Here is a 15,538-nt window from a genome sequence, read left to right on the forward strand (position 1 = left end):
AATTAAGCTTTTATATCAGCATCTATGCCAAATGATTGTTTTAACAGAGAGCTGAGTTGATCTCTTGCCTTAATAAAGCCATCTATACCGCCTTGCAATAATTGCGATGCCATAAGATCTTTCTGAATTTGCGCTTTAAAATCTATTTCAGTGATTGGACTAAGTGATTCGATATTTGAGCTGTGTGCATTTGCATTTAACTGAACTTCAACTTGGCGATGATCTTGAGCCAATTCGTCAAGTAAATTCGGTGATACAGTTAAGAGGTCGCATCCAGCAAGTCCGAGAACCTGTTCTATGCTACGAAAGCTTGCGCCCATAACTTCAGTTTTCACCTGATTTTGTTTGTAGAACTCGTAAATTTGTTTAACGGATTGCACACCAGGATCTTGTTCAATTGGATAGTGATCCACATTTTCAGCTTTTTTATACCAATCGAGAATACGACCTACAAATGGTGAAATTAATGTGACCTGAGCATCCGCACATGCTTTTGCTTGATGTAAGCCAAACAACAAAGTTAAGTTGCAATGAATGCCTTCTGCTTCAAGAACCTTAGCAGCTTGAATACCTTCCCATGTTGAGGCGATTTTAATTAAAATTCGGTTTTGATCAACACCATAAGTCGCATAGAGAGCGAGTAATTCTTTAGCTTTAGCAATTGTCGCGGCTGTATCGTATGAAAGTGCTGCATCAACTTCTGTTGATACTCGACCTTCAACTACTTTTAGAATTTCCACACCTAATTTGACAGTCAGGATATCAATTGTTCTATCGATTAACTCATCTGACTGATAACCCTCTGACTTTGCTTGATCAAATGCAGCTTCAATCAGTTCTTTGTTTTCAGGGAATGAAGCTGCTGCCGTGATGAGTGAAGGGTTAGTGGTAGCATCCAATGGCTTAAATTTTTTTATAGCGTTTAAGTCACCTGTGTCTGCAACAATTGTAGTGAAGTTTTTTAATTGAGATAAAGCTGTTTCAGTCATTGCGATCTAATTCTTTGTTTCATTACTTATACCATCTTTATAACACATGATTATTTTGAAACATGCTACAAAAGTTTTAAATCAAGTTATTTTCCTACATTTTTCTTTTATTTCTGATGTGATGAATTAAAAATTGAGCAGCTTTGCCCAATGGTTGCTCTTTACTCCAAACCAGATCGATAAAATAATCAAATTTTGGGGTGAAATCTGAAAATCGTAGAACTTTAAGTTTTTTCTTTAATGTTGGTTGTTCGATAAGCATTTCAGTGGGTAATACTCCCCATCCAAGTCCTTGTGAAATTAGTCTACATGCAGAATGGTGATTGTCTGTACGCCATGCATCTTTGGAGAAGAGTAATTCAGGCTTAATGTTCCGATCGCGACTAGCGACTACAATCTGACGACTTTGAAAAATTTCTTCATAGCTCACTTTTTGATTTTGGCACAGCGGATGATGAACAGATGCAACTGGAATTAAACTTTCTTTCATTAATTCCACAAATTGTTCATTCGCCTCAATATGTTCACGCTCAAACATCAACGCTAAATGTGCTTTACCCGTTAAAATCATTTGTTGAGCATCTTCTTGTGGTGCGCTGAATATATTGATTTGTAGTTGAGGAAATTGTTGTACTAATAAAACAATATAATCAGTCCATCTACTATGCAGTAACTCAGATACCACCACAATATTTAATTCGGTTTCGATACCGCTACTCAAACCAAATGCATGTTGTTTCCATTGATTCATTTCAATCAATAAATGATTAGTACGTTCATACAAAACTTTGGCTTGAAGTGTTGGCTGTGGTTCACGTCCTACTCTTTCAAACAGTTGAAGATTCAGATCAATCTCTAAATTGGAAATCGCCATACTGACAGCAGAGGGGACCTTGCCTAACTGACGTGCGGCTGCGGAAAAAGAACCTGTTTCCATCACCGTTTTAAAAACGACCAATTGTTCTTGATTAATATTCATGTTTATTATTTCAAAAATTATGATAGATTCTAACTCGATCATTCAATATTATGAAAATAAAATGCGCTCATGAATAACAATGTTGATGAGTGAACGCATGTTTTTTTCAAAGAGAAGAATTATTCACGCAATAAGCTATGAAATCATTCTATTGGTGATCATCGCAATTTCTTTGAGTTTTATTTTTGAAGTTCCACTGGAAATTGCAGGTTCATTAGGTGTGATTATGGCTGTACTTTCAGTGATCTGGAATATGATTTTCAATCATTATTTCGAAAAAATTGAAGCGCGCAATCAGTGGAAGCGTACTGTAAAAGTTCGTATATTGCATGCGCTAGGATTTGAAGGTGGCTTGATGTTAGTGACCATTCCAATTGTTGCATATATGATGGATATGACGCTCATACAAGCTTTTATCGTCGACTTAGCTTTGACGCTTAGTATTCTGGTGTACACCTTTATATTTCAATGGTTCTATGATGGGATCGAAGCTAAACTGGGTTATGCACCTGAGGCTTTAAATCACTAAAACTCAAAATAAAAAAGCATCTCTATTGAGATGCTTTTTTGTTGTTATAGAAATTATTTTTCAATAATTGCCGTTACACCTTGACCACCTGCAGCACAGATCGACACAAGTACACGACCTGAACCTTTTTCATTTAAAATTTTTGCAGCAGTTGCGATAATACGACCACCCGTTGCGGCAAATGGGTGACCCGCAGCCAACGAAGAGCCTTTAACGTTTAACTTCGCACGATCAATTGAACCTAAAGGCGCATCTAAGCCTAGACGTTCTTTACAGAATTTAGGATCTTCCCAAGCTTTTAATGTAGAAAGAACTTGAGATGCAAATGCTTCATGAATTTCATAGTAGTCAAAATCTTGAAGTTTTAAATTAGCACGCTCGAGCATACGTGGAACTGCGTAAGCAGGAGCCATTAACAAACCTTCTTTTTTACCAATGAAATCTACAGCAGCAGTTTCAGAGAAACTTAAATACGCTAAAATTTCGTGACCATTTGCTTTAGCCCATTCTTCTGATGCTAATAATACACAAGAAGCACCATCGGTAAGTGGAGTAGAGTTACCAGCAGTCATTGTACGAGCATCACCTTTACCAAACGCTGGCTTAAGTTTTGCAAGCTTTTCTACAGTTGAATCAGGACGTAAGTTGTTGTCGCGCTCAAGGCCAAGGAATGGCGTCATTAAATCGTCAAAGAATCCTGCTTCATAAGCTGCAGCCATTTTCTGATGAGACGATGCAGCAAGTTCATCTTGAGCTTCACGAGAAATGCCCCACTCAAGTGTTGTGATCGCTTGGTGATCGCCCATAGATAAGCCAGTACGAGGTTCACCATTTTTAGGAGCATCTAGCAAATCTTTTACGTTAATTTTAGTTAACGCTTTAAGACGATCTTTACCTGTTTTTGCAACGTTGAGTTCTAAGAGGGCTTTACGTAATCCATCACCAAATGCGATAGGAGCATCTGAAGTGGTATCCACACCACCTGCAATACCCACCTCAATTTGACCAAGTGCAATTTTGTTCGCTACGAGGAAAGCGGCTTGAAGCCCAGTACCACAAGCTTGTTGGATATCGTAAGCTGGAGTTTCAGGTGCAAGCTCTGTGCTTAACACACATTCACGCGTCATATTGAAATCACGGCTGTGCTTCAGTACAGCACCAGCAACAACTTCACCCAGACGTTGACCTTGAAGATTAAAACGCTCAACTAGACCATTCAATGCTGCTGTAAGCATATCCGTATTTGTAGCTGTGAAATAAGCACCATTAGAACGTGCGAAAGGAATACGATTACCACCGATAATTGCAACACGGCGTACAGTATTTTGAGTCATAGTTTTTTCCTGTTCAGCGGAAGATTGAGTCGTAGTTGCTGAAGTTTGATTTTCAGCTTTAGTTTTATTTGTTGCTGCTGTTTTTTTGCGAGTCGTCGACGTACGAGGGCGAGTCGCTTTTGGAGTATTTGCGTTGTTGGCACTGTTTGCATTACCACTACTCGTATTTGAACGAGCTTTTGATGTATTTGACACAGTCGCTTTCGCAGAATTCTCAGTTGTTGGATTTTCTTGAGTTGTTTTGCTCATAAGGCTTTTCCAAGCATATTTGGGATATTCTTGAGTGCTACATTAGCATAATCGCTAAGAGGTCGTATTGACTAAAATGACATTTAGCAATGCTTTCAGGTCAAGACATACATAGAGTAACTCAAGTATTATTTAACTGAAACGCAGGGATCGATTAATTTACTAAGTATCAGAGTTTGAACTGAACTTCATCTACACCATAGATCCTTCAAAAAATTATTCTATCGAGAGATCATATTCATGACTGACCAATATCAAGCTTTTGCAAAATCTCCAATTGGTAAATTTGTCATCAAAAATTTAGGTTTACCATCTCCAATTCACTTAGATCGCTTTGAATCAGCAACGCCTGTTGTTCAAGGCGCTGTTTTATTCGGTTCTGCGTCTAAAAGTCTTTTTAATGGTGAAATTGCGCAAGTTCTGAGTAATATTCATGCCAACAGCTATGCGGGAAACAATGCTGAGTTACAACAAGCTGCAGCTAAAGTAGGGTTGAACTTAGGTGCGTTTAATGAAGGCGATAAAGAGTCGAAATTCAAAGCAGTTGTGTTTGATGCTTCGGGTATTCAGGACTCTGAACAGTTAATTGAATTGTATAAATTCTTTAATCCAATTGCTCGCCAAATTCAAACTTCAGGTCGTGTAGTCGTCGTTGGCTTGACACCAGAATCAGCACCTACAGTGAAACAAGCGATTGCTCAACGTGCATTAGAAGGATTCGTGAAATCTGTAGGTAAAGAATTTAAGAAAGGTATTGCTGCACAATTGGTTTATGTAGATCAAGATGCTGCTTTAAATCTTGAATCTACACTTCGTTTTGTACTTTCTCCGCGCTCAGCGTATGTATCAGGTCAAGTCATTCGTGTTTCAAAAGCAAATGTTGTTGATGTTGATTGGACTAAACCACTTGCGGGCAAAACTGCAGTGGTCACAGGTGCAAGTCGTGGTATTGGTGAAGCGATTGCGCATGTTTTGTCGCGTGATGGTGCTCATGTCATTTGCTTAGATGTACCACAACAACAAGCAGATCTTGATCGTGTTGCGAGTGAAATTGGTGGATCGACTTTAGCGATTGATATCACTGCACCAGATGCTGGAGAAAAAATCAAAGCTGCAGCGGCTGCTCAAGGCGGGCTAGATGTGATTGTCCATAATGCCGGTATTACACGTGATAAAACGCTTGCTAATATGAAGCCAGAGCTTTGGGATCTTGTGATTAACATTAACTTATCTGCGATTGAGCGTGTGAATGACTATTTGTTGTCTAATGAAGGCATCAATGAAAATGGTCGCATCGTTTGCGTATCTTCGATTTCAGGTATTGCGGGTAACCTCGGTCAAACGAACTACGCAGCTTCTAAAGCTGGTGTGATTGGTTTAGTGAAATTTACAGCACCAATTTTGAAAAATGGTGTAACGATTAATGCTGTTGCTCCTGGATTTATTGAAACTCAAATGACAGCAGCGATTCCATTCGCAATTCGTGAAGCGGGTCGCCGTATGAATTCGATGAGTCAAGGTGGTCAACCAGTTGATGTGGCTGAAACAATCGCATTATTTGCTTCATCTGCTTCAACGGGGCTGAATGGAAACATTGTACGTGTGTGCGGTCAAAGTTTATTAGGTGCTTAAGCTTTAGTGGTCATAGATTGTTAAATGAAAGAGAGTAATGTTCAGGCATTGCTCTCTTTATTGCTCGTATGATTTGTTATGATCGTTTTGTTGAGCTGCAAACTTTAAATTTTTTATAAAGATAAATGGGAATTTTTAACATGAAAACACGTCACTTTAGTCAATTGCCAAAAGCTTATTTAGCTTATCCTAAAGTCATTAAAGGTTTAATTTTTAAAAAACCGAAAGGCGAAAAGACACTGCCACAAGTGGATTACATCGTTGATGAATATCGTGTTGATCATGACCATTTAAAATCTTATAACGAAATTTGTGGTTATAAGAATAATGGATATGTACCATCGACTTACTTGGCAGTCATTTCTCAAAGTTTGCAGATGCAAATGATGACACAAGAACCTTTCCCATTTGCTTTGCTGGGTTTAGTTCATATTCGTAATCAAGTTAAGCAGTATCGCAAAATTGGAGTGAATGAAACCATCACGCTATCATGCAAATTTGGTGAGTTAAAACCACATGACAAAGGTTTGCAATTTGACTTCATTACCACTGCGAAAGTAGGTAATGATGTGGTGATGGAGGGTTTAACAACCTATCTTTCTCGTGAAAAAACAAATACTTCATCCTCTTCAAAGGCGAAAGAAGATCAGTTGCCTGAATTTAAATCACAGGGTAATTGGAAAGTCGCTGAAAACACGGGTCGTCGCTATGCGCTCGTTTCAGGTGATTTTAACCTCATTCATATTCATGCAGTTACAGCAAAAGCATTTGGTTTTAAACAAGCGATTGCGCATGGCATGTGGAGTAAAGCTAAAGCATTAGCAAGTATTAGTTTACCGGATGCTTATGATGCTGATGTTTATTTTAAGTTGCCTATGTTTTTACCATCTGAGGTTGAATTTTTAACGGGTGAGCGAGATCAAGCGACATATTTGTTAGTTCGTAATGCAAAATCACAAAAACCTCATGTTTCTGGTGTTGTGAAACCACTTTAATAGATGCTCTAGGCCTAACATGTTTGTTAGGCTTTTTTATAACTATAAATCAAGGATAGAAGATGAAAATTCTAAAAGATTTAATTTACGCTGACACACATAATTATAAGGGTATCGTTCACCATCAGTTTGCAGATTTGGCACATTTATTTAGTCGTTTACAAGACTCTCGTACTGAACAAGGTGGTGCATCATTGGCTGTATATTATGGTCAAGAAAAAGTGGTTGATATTTATGTTGGAAAAAAGTCTTCGAGTGAAGAGTGGTCAGAAGACACGATGGCGATGTGCTATTCCACCGGAAAGGGGATCTTAGCGACTTTGTCGCATATTCTAGTGAGTGAAGGGAAATTAGACTATCGTCAACCCATAGCTGATTATTGGCCAGAATTTGCTGAACATGGAAAATCTAAGATTACTTTGGCTGACGTATTAAGTCACCGTAGTGGTTTATATGATGTTAGAAATGTCATTGCTCAAGCATCTGAAATGGCAGACTGGGATCACATGCTCAATGTGATGGCTAGCGCGACACCACGTTTTAAACCCAATTCAAATTATGCATATCAAGCACTTACGTATGGCTGGTTATTAGGAGGGCTGATTGAAAAAGCGACTCAGCAAAATCTTTCTGAGCTGATGAATCAATATTTAGTAGAACCACTTCAATTAGATGGTGCCTATTTTGGTGTCCCTCAGGATCAACTTTCAAGAATAGCCAAACCTCTAGAAAAAACAAATATTGAAAAAAAGTCATCAACTACTCAAGTTGCACAACAAAAGAAGAAAAAACAGAAATTTTCATTTTCGGATCGTATCATTCAATATTCTGGTCAAAATCCTGATGATTTTATAGATGCAATGATTCCAAAGGGAATGAAGGGGTTTAGCTTTTTTGATGATCGTGTTCTGACTCAACCCATTCCTGCTGCTAATGGTGTCTTTACAGCCAGAAGTTTAGCGAAAATCTATGCCATGATGGCGCACTATGGTCAGTTCGAATCAAGACAATTTATCAAGCCACTTGTATTCAAACAACTTTCGCAAATTCAAAGCTATGATCGAGACAAGGTGATGCCAATACCTATGCATTGGCGTTTGGGTTATCACAGAGTTATCACGCTGGGTAAAAGTGCAAAAAATGGATTTGGTCATATGGGCTACAACGGATCAGGGGCTTGGTGTGATCCTGAAAGAAAATTAAGCTTTGCCTATACCCATAATTATCCTGTTGGGTCAATTACAGGGGATTATCGTTTGTGGAGTTTATCGCAAGAGGCATTAAGGTGTGTGGATCACATTAATAATGGTAAAAAGGGATGGTTTTAACATTTACAAAGGAGAATTTGTATTTATAATGTATACTAACTTTAACTAAAATAAACAAATAGTGACATGATGAATAAAAAAATTACCTTTTTACTAATGGGTTGTTTGATGAGTGGTGTTGTGGCAAGTACAGTACTTACACCAAACCAAAATCAGCAAAGCGGGCAGATTCCGAGCGGTTATGCTGAATTAGAATTTAAATTGCGTGATGGAAATTGGACGAAACAAATCTATCTGCCAAACAATCCAAAAAATAATGACAAGATTAGAATTTCCTCATCGGCGGGATATGCTGCATATCTAGATACTTCCAATATTGATATTCCCCTTGAATCAATCCAAATCAATAAAGGAAACACATTCGACTTTATTTATTGTGAATCTTTAAAAAAATGGCGAATCAACAGTACACCCAGTGTCATTTTAGATAATTCAAGTGTACAAAATATTATATCTAATCAACAAACAATACAGCGAGTTCATCTAAAAGATGGCGCTTGGACAAAGAAAATAGTATTGCCGAGCGATGTTGCTAACAATACGGTAATGTTGATTGAATCTGATGCAGGCAGGGATTCATCAATTGATACAACAAATCTTCTTTTTTCGAGTAATTTTAATTTAAAAAAAGGAGATCGCTATTGGTTTGTATTTAATCAAAATCTAAAAAAATGGGTGCCTGAATATATCAAGCCGAGACAACTAAATGTTAGTTCAGTGGGTACTCAGTTAAATAAAACCGATAGCCCTTTAACTGAAATTATTTTTGGTGATGGAAACTGGGTGTCACAATTCACATTACCAAGTTCAGCATATGACCGTGATCGTGTGATCGTGAAGTCGACTGCAACATGGGAAGCTACTATTTCAAATCAGAATATCAATACCTCAGCAACTTTAAAACTAAATAGAGGTGAACGATATGAATTTATGTTTGTAAAAGAATTAGCGAAGTGGATTTTAGTTTCTGCACCAGAACGTGTGATACAAGCGAAAGATTTAAATAATCAAAAAGTTCCTGATCCTAAACAACCAGTGACACGTGTTAAGTTGGCAAATGGAAATTGGCAATCAGTAATTAATTTACCTGATCGCGCTCAAATCAATGACAAGATAATCATAAGTTCTGGAGCGGCGTGGAGCAGCACAATTCAGGCATCCAATAATTTACGACAAACGATTCAAACTGGTGAAACGCAACGTTTTGTCTATACATCTCAAGGATGGCAAGCTGATAGTGCAACCATTGACATGCTTTTGGTGAGTAGTACTGCTGTTGCAGAGAAATTAGGTGCAAATGCAGCGAAAATGAGGTTGATTGAAGGCTTTGATCTAACCAATGTGTCTGCAGAGAATTCAAATGCCAAGTTTTATCTGCGCAACGTTGGTTATCTGCAATATAAAACACCAGGTTCTAAAACATTAAACAATGTCCTTGATATTGGTCGTGTGGACAAAGTTATTCAGAATGAGCGTAATCGCTTAAAAGCTGATGCTGTATATTATGAAGGTGATGAAGAAGGCTGTGGTTTAGCTTACTTGCTTGAAAACCCTAACTCTAATTATATGATCGGTAGTGGAAGTATTAACTGTGGAATCACGGTTTTACGTCATGAATTCGGTCATAATATGGGGGTGAATCATGATGATACCGCTGGACCAGCACGTGGTTTGGAGCATCCATTGGGTGGTACGATTATGGGAGGTAATAGTATCTCTTATTTCTCAAGCCCAGATTTATTCCATCCAAAGTATGGATACCAATTAGGGGGTACGAATGATCGTGATGCTGTCACTATGATTAATAAAAATGCTAAAGCAGTGTCGCTATTCAAATAACGTATGAAAGTAATTTATATTTTATTGGGTGTAGCAGTTTTTGTGACTGCTACATTTACGTTATATCTAAAACCCGAAAAAGACAAATCATCTGCAAGCTTACAGCAGCATCAAGTTGAAAATGAACTGGGTCAAAATGTTAATGCTCATGACGAACGGCTTGAAAATAAGAATGAATCATCGAGTTCTCATCTGATGCCTGAGCTTATGCCTGTACTAGAACAAAATGTTGAACGGCATATGATTCTTCCAGAAAGTTTTCAGCATCGGGCTGACTCGGGTTATGTATTTAAGTTTAGTCCTGATCAAGTGGCGAGCATGAAAGAGGGCAGTAAATTTCCCTTGAAACTTTTGCAATTTGGTATCAACCGTGTGGCTGAAATTACTGAGATTGAACAAGTTGAGGATGGAATTGTGCGATACAAGGGGCAATTTGAGGATTATCCTGCTGATCTAAACTATTTTACGATTACTCAAAGTATTGAAGATCAATATGCAATTATTAAAGTTTATACAGATAAAGGGTCATATTTTGCTGAAGTAATTAAAGGGATTGGACTCGCTTACCCTGATCAAGTTTTACATGATGATGGGGTTCACGTGCACCAACATACGCATTGATTCATTTGCAGACTTGAGATATGGTAATTTTCACAAAATTGTTAAAATTGATTTGTGATTATGCGCCGTAGTACTGTCATCCCATTCGTTTTGATCTCGTCGATTCATATGGCTTCTTGCGATCAGTCCACGCAATCAAATCAACTCTTGAAACAGAATGATTCAATAAAAAATCAAGTAACACCTCAATATATTGGTTTGTATCAAGGTACTACGCCATGTATGGGGTGTTTTTCGCGTTGTGAGGATTGTCCTGGTATGGCTGTTGATTTACAACTTAACGCAGACCAAACGTATGTGTTGTCACGATTAAGTCTAAGCGGTCATAACCAAGCAGAAGAAATCAAAGGTCAGTTCAAATTCATTAATACTGAAAAGTCTTTGATTCAATTAAACGGTGTCCCAACCAGAAATATCATTCTTGTCGATTTGGTCAACAAAATGCTCGAAATTCGTATCGATGGGACTGGTGAGGAATACGAAAATTTCGATGATTTTAGTTTGAATTTAACAGGTTAAATTTTCCCAAGAAAAAAGAGTTGGATTTAAATTGCTTTTTGAATGTATGAATGATCTGTAACGCATTCACTCTTGCCAAAAAAAACAGTATGCTTAGTCCTGTAATTAGGGAGCATTCATGTATCAGGTTCTTGCGCGTAAATATCGTCCACGTAATTTTTTAGAATTGGTTGGTCAAAACCATGTGTCGCGTGCATTAACCAGTGCTTTAGAGCGTGGTCGACTGCATCATGCTTATCTTTTTACGGGGACGCGTGGCGTTGGTAAAACAACGATTGCAAGGATTCTTGCTAAATGTCTGAACTGTGAAACAGGTGTAACATCTACACCGTGTGAAGTATGCCCAACGTGTACCGCAGTCAATGAAGGTCGATTTATAGACTTAATTGAAATTGACGCAGCATCCCGAACCAAAGTTGAGGATACACGAGAATTATTGGATAACGTACCTTATGCACCAACGCAAGGTCGTTTTAAAGTGTATCTCATTGATGAAGTACACATGCTGTCCACACATTCTTTCAATGCTTTACTCAAGACACTTGAAGAACCGCCTGAACATGTCAAATTTTTATTTGCGACGACAGATCCTCAAAAACTTCCAATTACGGTTATTTCACGTTGTTTGCAATTTACTTTACGCCCATTGGCGGTTGATGAAATCACTTCACATCTCACACAAATTTTAACTAAAGAATCAATTAATGCGGAAGCTGATGCGATTTGGCAGATCGCTGAGTCAGCACAAGGTTCTTTACGTGATGCACTGTCGCTAACAGATCAAGCAATTGCATATGGGCAAGGTGCGATTCACCACCAAGATGTGAAAGAAATGCTGGGTTTGATTGATCGCACGATTATTTTCGACCTTATTTTGGCGATACATCAAAATCAACGTGCTAAAGTCAGTGCTTTATTACTCCAATTCCGTCAACAAGCACTTGATGTTTCTTTGGTGTTGGATCAACTCATTTCAACTTTACATGAGTTGGCTTTACTCCAATACTTACCAGACTTGAGTTTAAAATATAGTGCTGAGATTAATCAGAAAATTATGCAGCTTTCGAGCATGATTTCTGCTCAAGATCTACAATTGTATTATCAAATTGCATGTAAAGGTCGTGCTGAATTACAAATTGCAGTGACTCAAGAGCAAGGCTTTGAAATGTGTGTGCTCAGGTTGTTGGCATTCCGCCCGATGGCGAATAATGAGCAGCTGACCACTCAAGCACCTCCAGAACAATCAAATGTCTTAAAAGAAGCTGAAAATTTCAATCAGATTTCGACAGAGAATTCAGAATCTATATCGGCTGATCATCAAGAGGCAGGATCGAAAATCAGTTCGCCTGAGAATAATACGAGTTCGATTCAGCGTAGTCGTGATGTAAATGATGAGGAAAATACGGATCTAATCTTATTTCAACAGATGATGGCATCAGATGATGAGGCTGTTCCTACGGAGTCAGTTCATCCTGAAAAATCTGAATCTGAAAGCTTGCATTCAACAGAATTAAATCATGCGGATGATGTCGATCAGTCTGTATCTGTTGAAGTGAAACAAGAGAATTTAACCAACTCTGTGGTAGGCAGTGGGGAGATTGAGCTGACTTCATTTGGAGCAAGCTTTAATTCAGAGCCTGTTGAATCTTCAATTGTTGATCAAGACAATATTTTCTTTTTAGAGCCTAAACCAAATGAACTTTCTGCTGAAAGTGCTGAATTGTCAGTTCAAGAAGAAGGAACATCGAATGGCTCTCATTTCCCAAGTCTAGATCTACCCGATGAGAATAAAATTGTTGTCACAGATGTTGGCTTAAAAGGTTTAATGCCTCAAGATATTTTAAGGCTTGAGCCTGTCGAATTGGTAGGTGAATGGGATACTCAAAAGTGGGAATATTGGTTCAGAAATAGTCCATTAACACCTGCGGTACAAGAATTAGCACAACAAGGTCTTATGCAAGGTCAAATTGATGGGACATGTGAATTCTATATCCCTGCAAAATACGAAGCTTTATTGCACTCACTCATTCCGAGTTTAGAAGCAGCACTCAAGCAATCATTTTCAAAATCTCAATTAATCGTAAAATACAACGAACCAAACGGTGAGACGCCTTTCGATCTGCAGGAAAAGCGTAAGCAAAAGGCATATCGACGTGCTGAAGAATTGATTCATCAAGAACCCGTCGTGGAAGACTTGTTAAAAACTTTCGGCGGTGAGCTACATAATATTCAGCTTAAGTCTTAAGTTGATTTCGTCATAAACGTAGTTAAGGCTTCGCGTATTGAGTTTGGTAATTCAATACTTTTACGAGAGTCACGGTCGACAAATACATGCACAAAATAACCTTGAGCAGCAGGCTCTGATTGATTTTTCTTAAATATTGAAATGCTATACGTCACTGAAGATCGTCCAATCTTTTCGATAGCGACAGCAACATCAATTACTTCGGGGTAGGATAGTTCAGAAAAATATGTACATTTTGATTCAACAACGAGTCCAATGATAGGCGAAGTTTTAAAGTCAAATAGTGCGTGTTGAATAAGTAGCGCATTTGCGGCGGTGTCAAAGTAGCTGTAATAAGTGACGTTATTGACATGCCCATACACGTCATTATCAGCCCAACGGGTTTGGATGGGAAAAAAGAATTTATAGTCTGCTCTAGTTTTTTTTGAAATAGTTGTCATATTTTATTCAGAAAGTTGATTAAAGATTTCGAGTCATTTAATGATAAATTGCTTGGTAGATGCTTAAAGCATCAGCATAGCTTAGAGCTCTAGGATTGTTTTGTAAGAGGCGCGTTTGTTGCATCGCATCATTAGCTAACATCTCTAAATCTGATTCTTGTACACCTAGCTCATTGAGTTTTAAGCTCAACCCACTCTGGCTAACAAGCCTTTCCATATGATCTATAAATAAATCACATAAGCCATCAGTATTGCCTTTGCTATATGGGTCAATCCATTGCATCAGTTCAGCATAGTATTTCTTCGCTTGAGGTGCATTGAATTTCAGTGTTTCAACAAGCACGATTGCATTGGTATGACCATGCGATAAGTGATAATGCCCGCCCAAAGGATAGGCAAGCGCATGAACCGCTCCAACAGGAGCATTTGCAAATGCTTGTCCAGCCAACATAGAACCTAAGAGCATTTTTTGGCGCGCTTCTAGGTTTTGGGGTTGCTCTAGAACAAGTTTTAAATTTTGATTCAATAAATCCAATGCTTGTTTAGCGAGTAAATCAGAATAGAAATTTTTCTTTAGTTTTGAGGTGTAGGCTTCAATTGCATGCACCATTGCATCAATTCCTGTTGCTGCAGTGATGTGAGCCGGAAGACCTTGAGTAAAAGTTGCATCTAAAATGGCAGTATCCGCATACAGAACGGGTGAAACAATTCCTGTTTTTGTTGTTTTGCCTGTAGTGACAATAGAGATTGGTGTAACTTCAGAACCCGTACCTGCAGTTGTAGGGACTAAGATGAGTGGTAATCGTGGCGATTGAGCTTGATTGACGCCATATAACTCAGAAATCGTTTGGGTTTGATTGGGGTGTGAAAGTACGGCAATAATTTTTGCCACGTCTAAGGAGCTACCACCGCCAAAACCAATGACTGCATCAATCTGTAAACGTTTTGCTTCATCTACTGCATTTAAGATGACATCTTCTGGAGGGTCTGCAACGACATCGGAAAAAATACTGAATTCAGTCCCAGTAGCGTTGAAAATGTGAAGAATAGGTTGGTGGAGGTGGTGATCAATCATCCCTTGATCTGTGACGAGAAGAACTTTATTAAATCGATGTTGTTTTAAAATTGAGCCAAGCTGTTGAATACTCCCTAAACCAGAAATAATATTCCCGACAGTTTGAAATTGAAATTGGCTCATCACACATCCTTTTTGCGCTTTAAATAAGATTATTGTTTTACAGTTCTATAGGATTCACACCTTAAATAACTTAACATATGCACTGCGAAAGTATATGTATTTTTGAGGCGAAGATGACGACGAAAATGCCATACAAAATTTTATGTGTATGTTTAGGAAATATTTGTCGTTCCCCAACAGCAGAAGTGGTAATGAAACACTTTGCGGATTTAGAAAAATTAAATATTCAAGTTGATTCAGCTGGAACCAGTAATTATCACCCAAACAAAGCGCCTGATTATAGAAGTCAAAAGCACGCATTGAAACGAGGATATGATTTATCTTCATTACGTGCGAGACAGATTCGTATTGAAGACTTTAAGGAATTTGATTTAATCTTGGCGATGGATCATGAAAATCTAGTCAATATTCAGAAACTGCAAGTTGAAGCAGCGCAAATATTTCAAAACCATGAACTGCGAGCAAAAATAGAGCTCATGAGTGCCAAAGATCCTTCATATTTAAATCAACCAGTACCTGATCCTTACTATGGTGGAGATGATGGCTTTGAGTTGGTCTTAGATCAATGTGAGTCGAACAGTAAAGCATGGATTAGTTACTTAAAACCAATGTTGCAGCAGTCAAACGTTGAGTAAGATAAA

General features: G+C 38.2%; 14 protein-coding genes. 9 read left to right on the top strand and 5 right to left on the bottom strand.

Features of this window, described 5'->3' with window-relative positions:
• Positions 1 to 2 precede the first annotated feature (2 nt).
• Positions 3 to 989, bottom strand: coding sequence for a transaldolase (gene tal / locus AC1M9A_RS11750; protein WP_481587645.1), 987 nt, complete (start codon positions 987 to 989; stop codon positions 3 to 5).
• Between the two features lie 94 nt (positions 990 to 1,083).
• Complete coding sequence (aceR, locus tag AC1M9A_RS11755) at positions 1,084 to 1,968, bottom strand: HTH-type transcriptional regulator AceR (protein WP_481610272.1); 885 nt, start codon at positions 1,966 to 1,968, stop codon at positions 1,084 to 1,086.
• A 97-nt stretch (positions 1,969 to 2,065) separates the two neighbouring features.
• Between aceR and aceI the strand changes: the two genes are divergently transcribed.
• On the top strand, positions 2,066 to 2,497 hold the full coding sequence (gene aceI / locus AC1M9A_RS11760) for a chlorhexidine efflux PACE transporter AceI (protein ID WP_092767850.1): 432 nt from the start codon (positions 2,066 to 2,068) through the stop codon (positions 2,495 to 2,497).
• A 53-nt stretch (positions 2,498 to 2,550) separates the two neighbouring features.
• Here the strand turns inward: aceI and AC1M9A_RS11765 are convergent, their stop codons facing one another.
• A complete protein-coding gene (locus AC1M9A_RS11765; RefSeq protein ID WP_481596372.1) occupies positions 2,551 to 4,080 on the bottom strand; it encodes an acetyl-CoA C-acetyltransferase in 1,530 nt (509 codons plus the stop codon).
• A gap of 240 nt (positions 4,081 to 4,320) precedes the next feature.
• On the opposite strand from AC1M9A_RS11765, the gene AC1M9A_RS11770 reads away from it, so the two are divergent.
• The 7 genes from AC1M9A_RS11770 (at position 4,321) to dnaX (ending at position 13,259) form a co-directional block, all read left to right on the top strand.
• Entirely contained in the window at positions 4,321 to 5,712 is a 1,392-nt protein-coding gene (locus AC1M9A_RS11770) for a 3-oxoacyl-ACP reductase (protein ID WP_035266061.1), read from the top strand.
• Positions 5,713 to 5,852: 140 nt separating this feature from the next.
• Positions 5,853 to 6,707 (top strand): MaoC family dehydratase, encoded by an 855-nt coding sequence (locus AC1M9A_RS11775; protein WP_481597806.1) that lies wholly within the window; start codon positions 5,853 to 5,855, stop codon positions 6,705 to 6,707.
• Positions 6,708 to 6,775: 68 nt separating this feature from the next.
• Positions 6,776 to 8,035, top strand: coding sequence for a serine hydrolase domain-containing protein (locus AC1M9A_RS11780; RefSeq protein WP_481610292.1), 1,260 nt, complete (start codon positions 6,776 to 6,778; stop codon positions 8,033 to 8,035).
• Between the two features lie 108 nt (positions 8,036 to 8,143).
• Entirely contained in the window at positions 8,144 to 9,874 is a 1,731-nt protein-coding gene (cpaA, locus tag AC1M9A_RS11785) for a metalloendopeptidase CpaA (RefSeq protein WP_481610273.1), read from the top strand.
• A gap of 3 nt (positions 9,875 to 9,877) precedes the next feature.
• The gene (gene cpaB, locus AC1M9A_RS11790; protein WP_481592110.1) at positions 9,878 to 10,495 is read left to right on the top strand and encodes a metalloprotease secretion chaperone CpaB; all 618 of its coding nucleotides are present in this window, start codon (positions 9,878 to 9,880) and stop codon (positions 10,493 to 10,495) included.
• 60 nt (positions 10,496 to 10,555) lie between these two features.
• Positions 10,556 to 11,014, top strand: coding sequence for a copper resistance protein NlpE N-terminal domain-containing protein (locus tag AC1M9A_RS11795; protein ID WP_481592111.1), 459 nt, complete (start codon positions 10,556 to 10,558; stop codon positions 11,012 to 11,014).
• A 118-nt stretch (positions 11,015 to 11,132) separates the two neighbouring features.
• A complete protein-coding gene (dnaX, locus tag AC1M9A_RS11800) occupies positions 11,133 to 13,259 on the top strand; it encodes a DNA polymerase III subunit gamma/tau (protein ID WP_481610274.1) in 2,127 nt (708 codons plus the stop codon).
• Here the strand turns inward: dnaX and AC1M9A_RS11805 are convergent.
• Both AC1M9A_RS11805 and AC1M9A_RS11810 read right to left on the bottom strand, forming a co-directional pair.
• Positions 13,256 to 13,699, bottom strand: a complete 444-nt coding sequence (locus tag AC1M9A_RS11805) for an acyl-CoA thioesterase (RefSeq protein WP_481610275.1) — start codon at positions 13,697 to 13,699, stop codon at positions 13,256 to 13,258. The genes dnaX and AC1M9A_RS11805 overlap by 4 nt on opposite strands.
• A 37-nt stretch (positions 13,700 to 13,736) precedes the next feature.
• Positions 13,737 to 14,897, bottom strand: a complete 1,161-nt coding sequence (locus tag AC1M9A_RS11810) for an iron-containing alcohol dehydrogenase (protein WP_481592114.1) — start codon at positions 14,895 to 14,897, stop codon at positions 13,737 to 13,739.
• A 113-nt stretch (positions 14,898 to 15,010) separates the two neighbouring features.
• On the opposite strand from AC1M9A_RS11810, the gene AC1M9A_RS11815 reads away from it, so the two are divergent.
• Complete coding sequence (locus tag AC1M9A_RS11815; RefSeq protein WP_481592115.1) at positions 15,011 to 15,532, top strand: low molecular weight protein-tyrosine-phosphatase; 522 nt, start codon at positions 15,011 to 15,013, stop codon at positions 15,530 to 15,532.
• Positions 15,533 to 15,538 lie beyond the last annotated feature (6 nt).

Source organism: Acinetobacter sp. ANC_7634 (genome assembly GCF_056779875.1).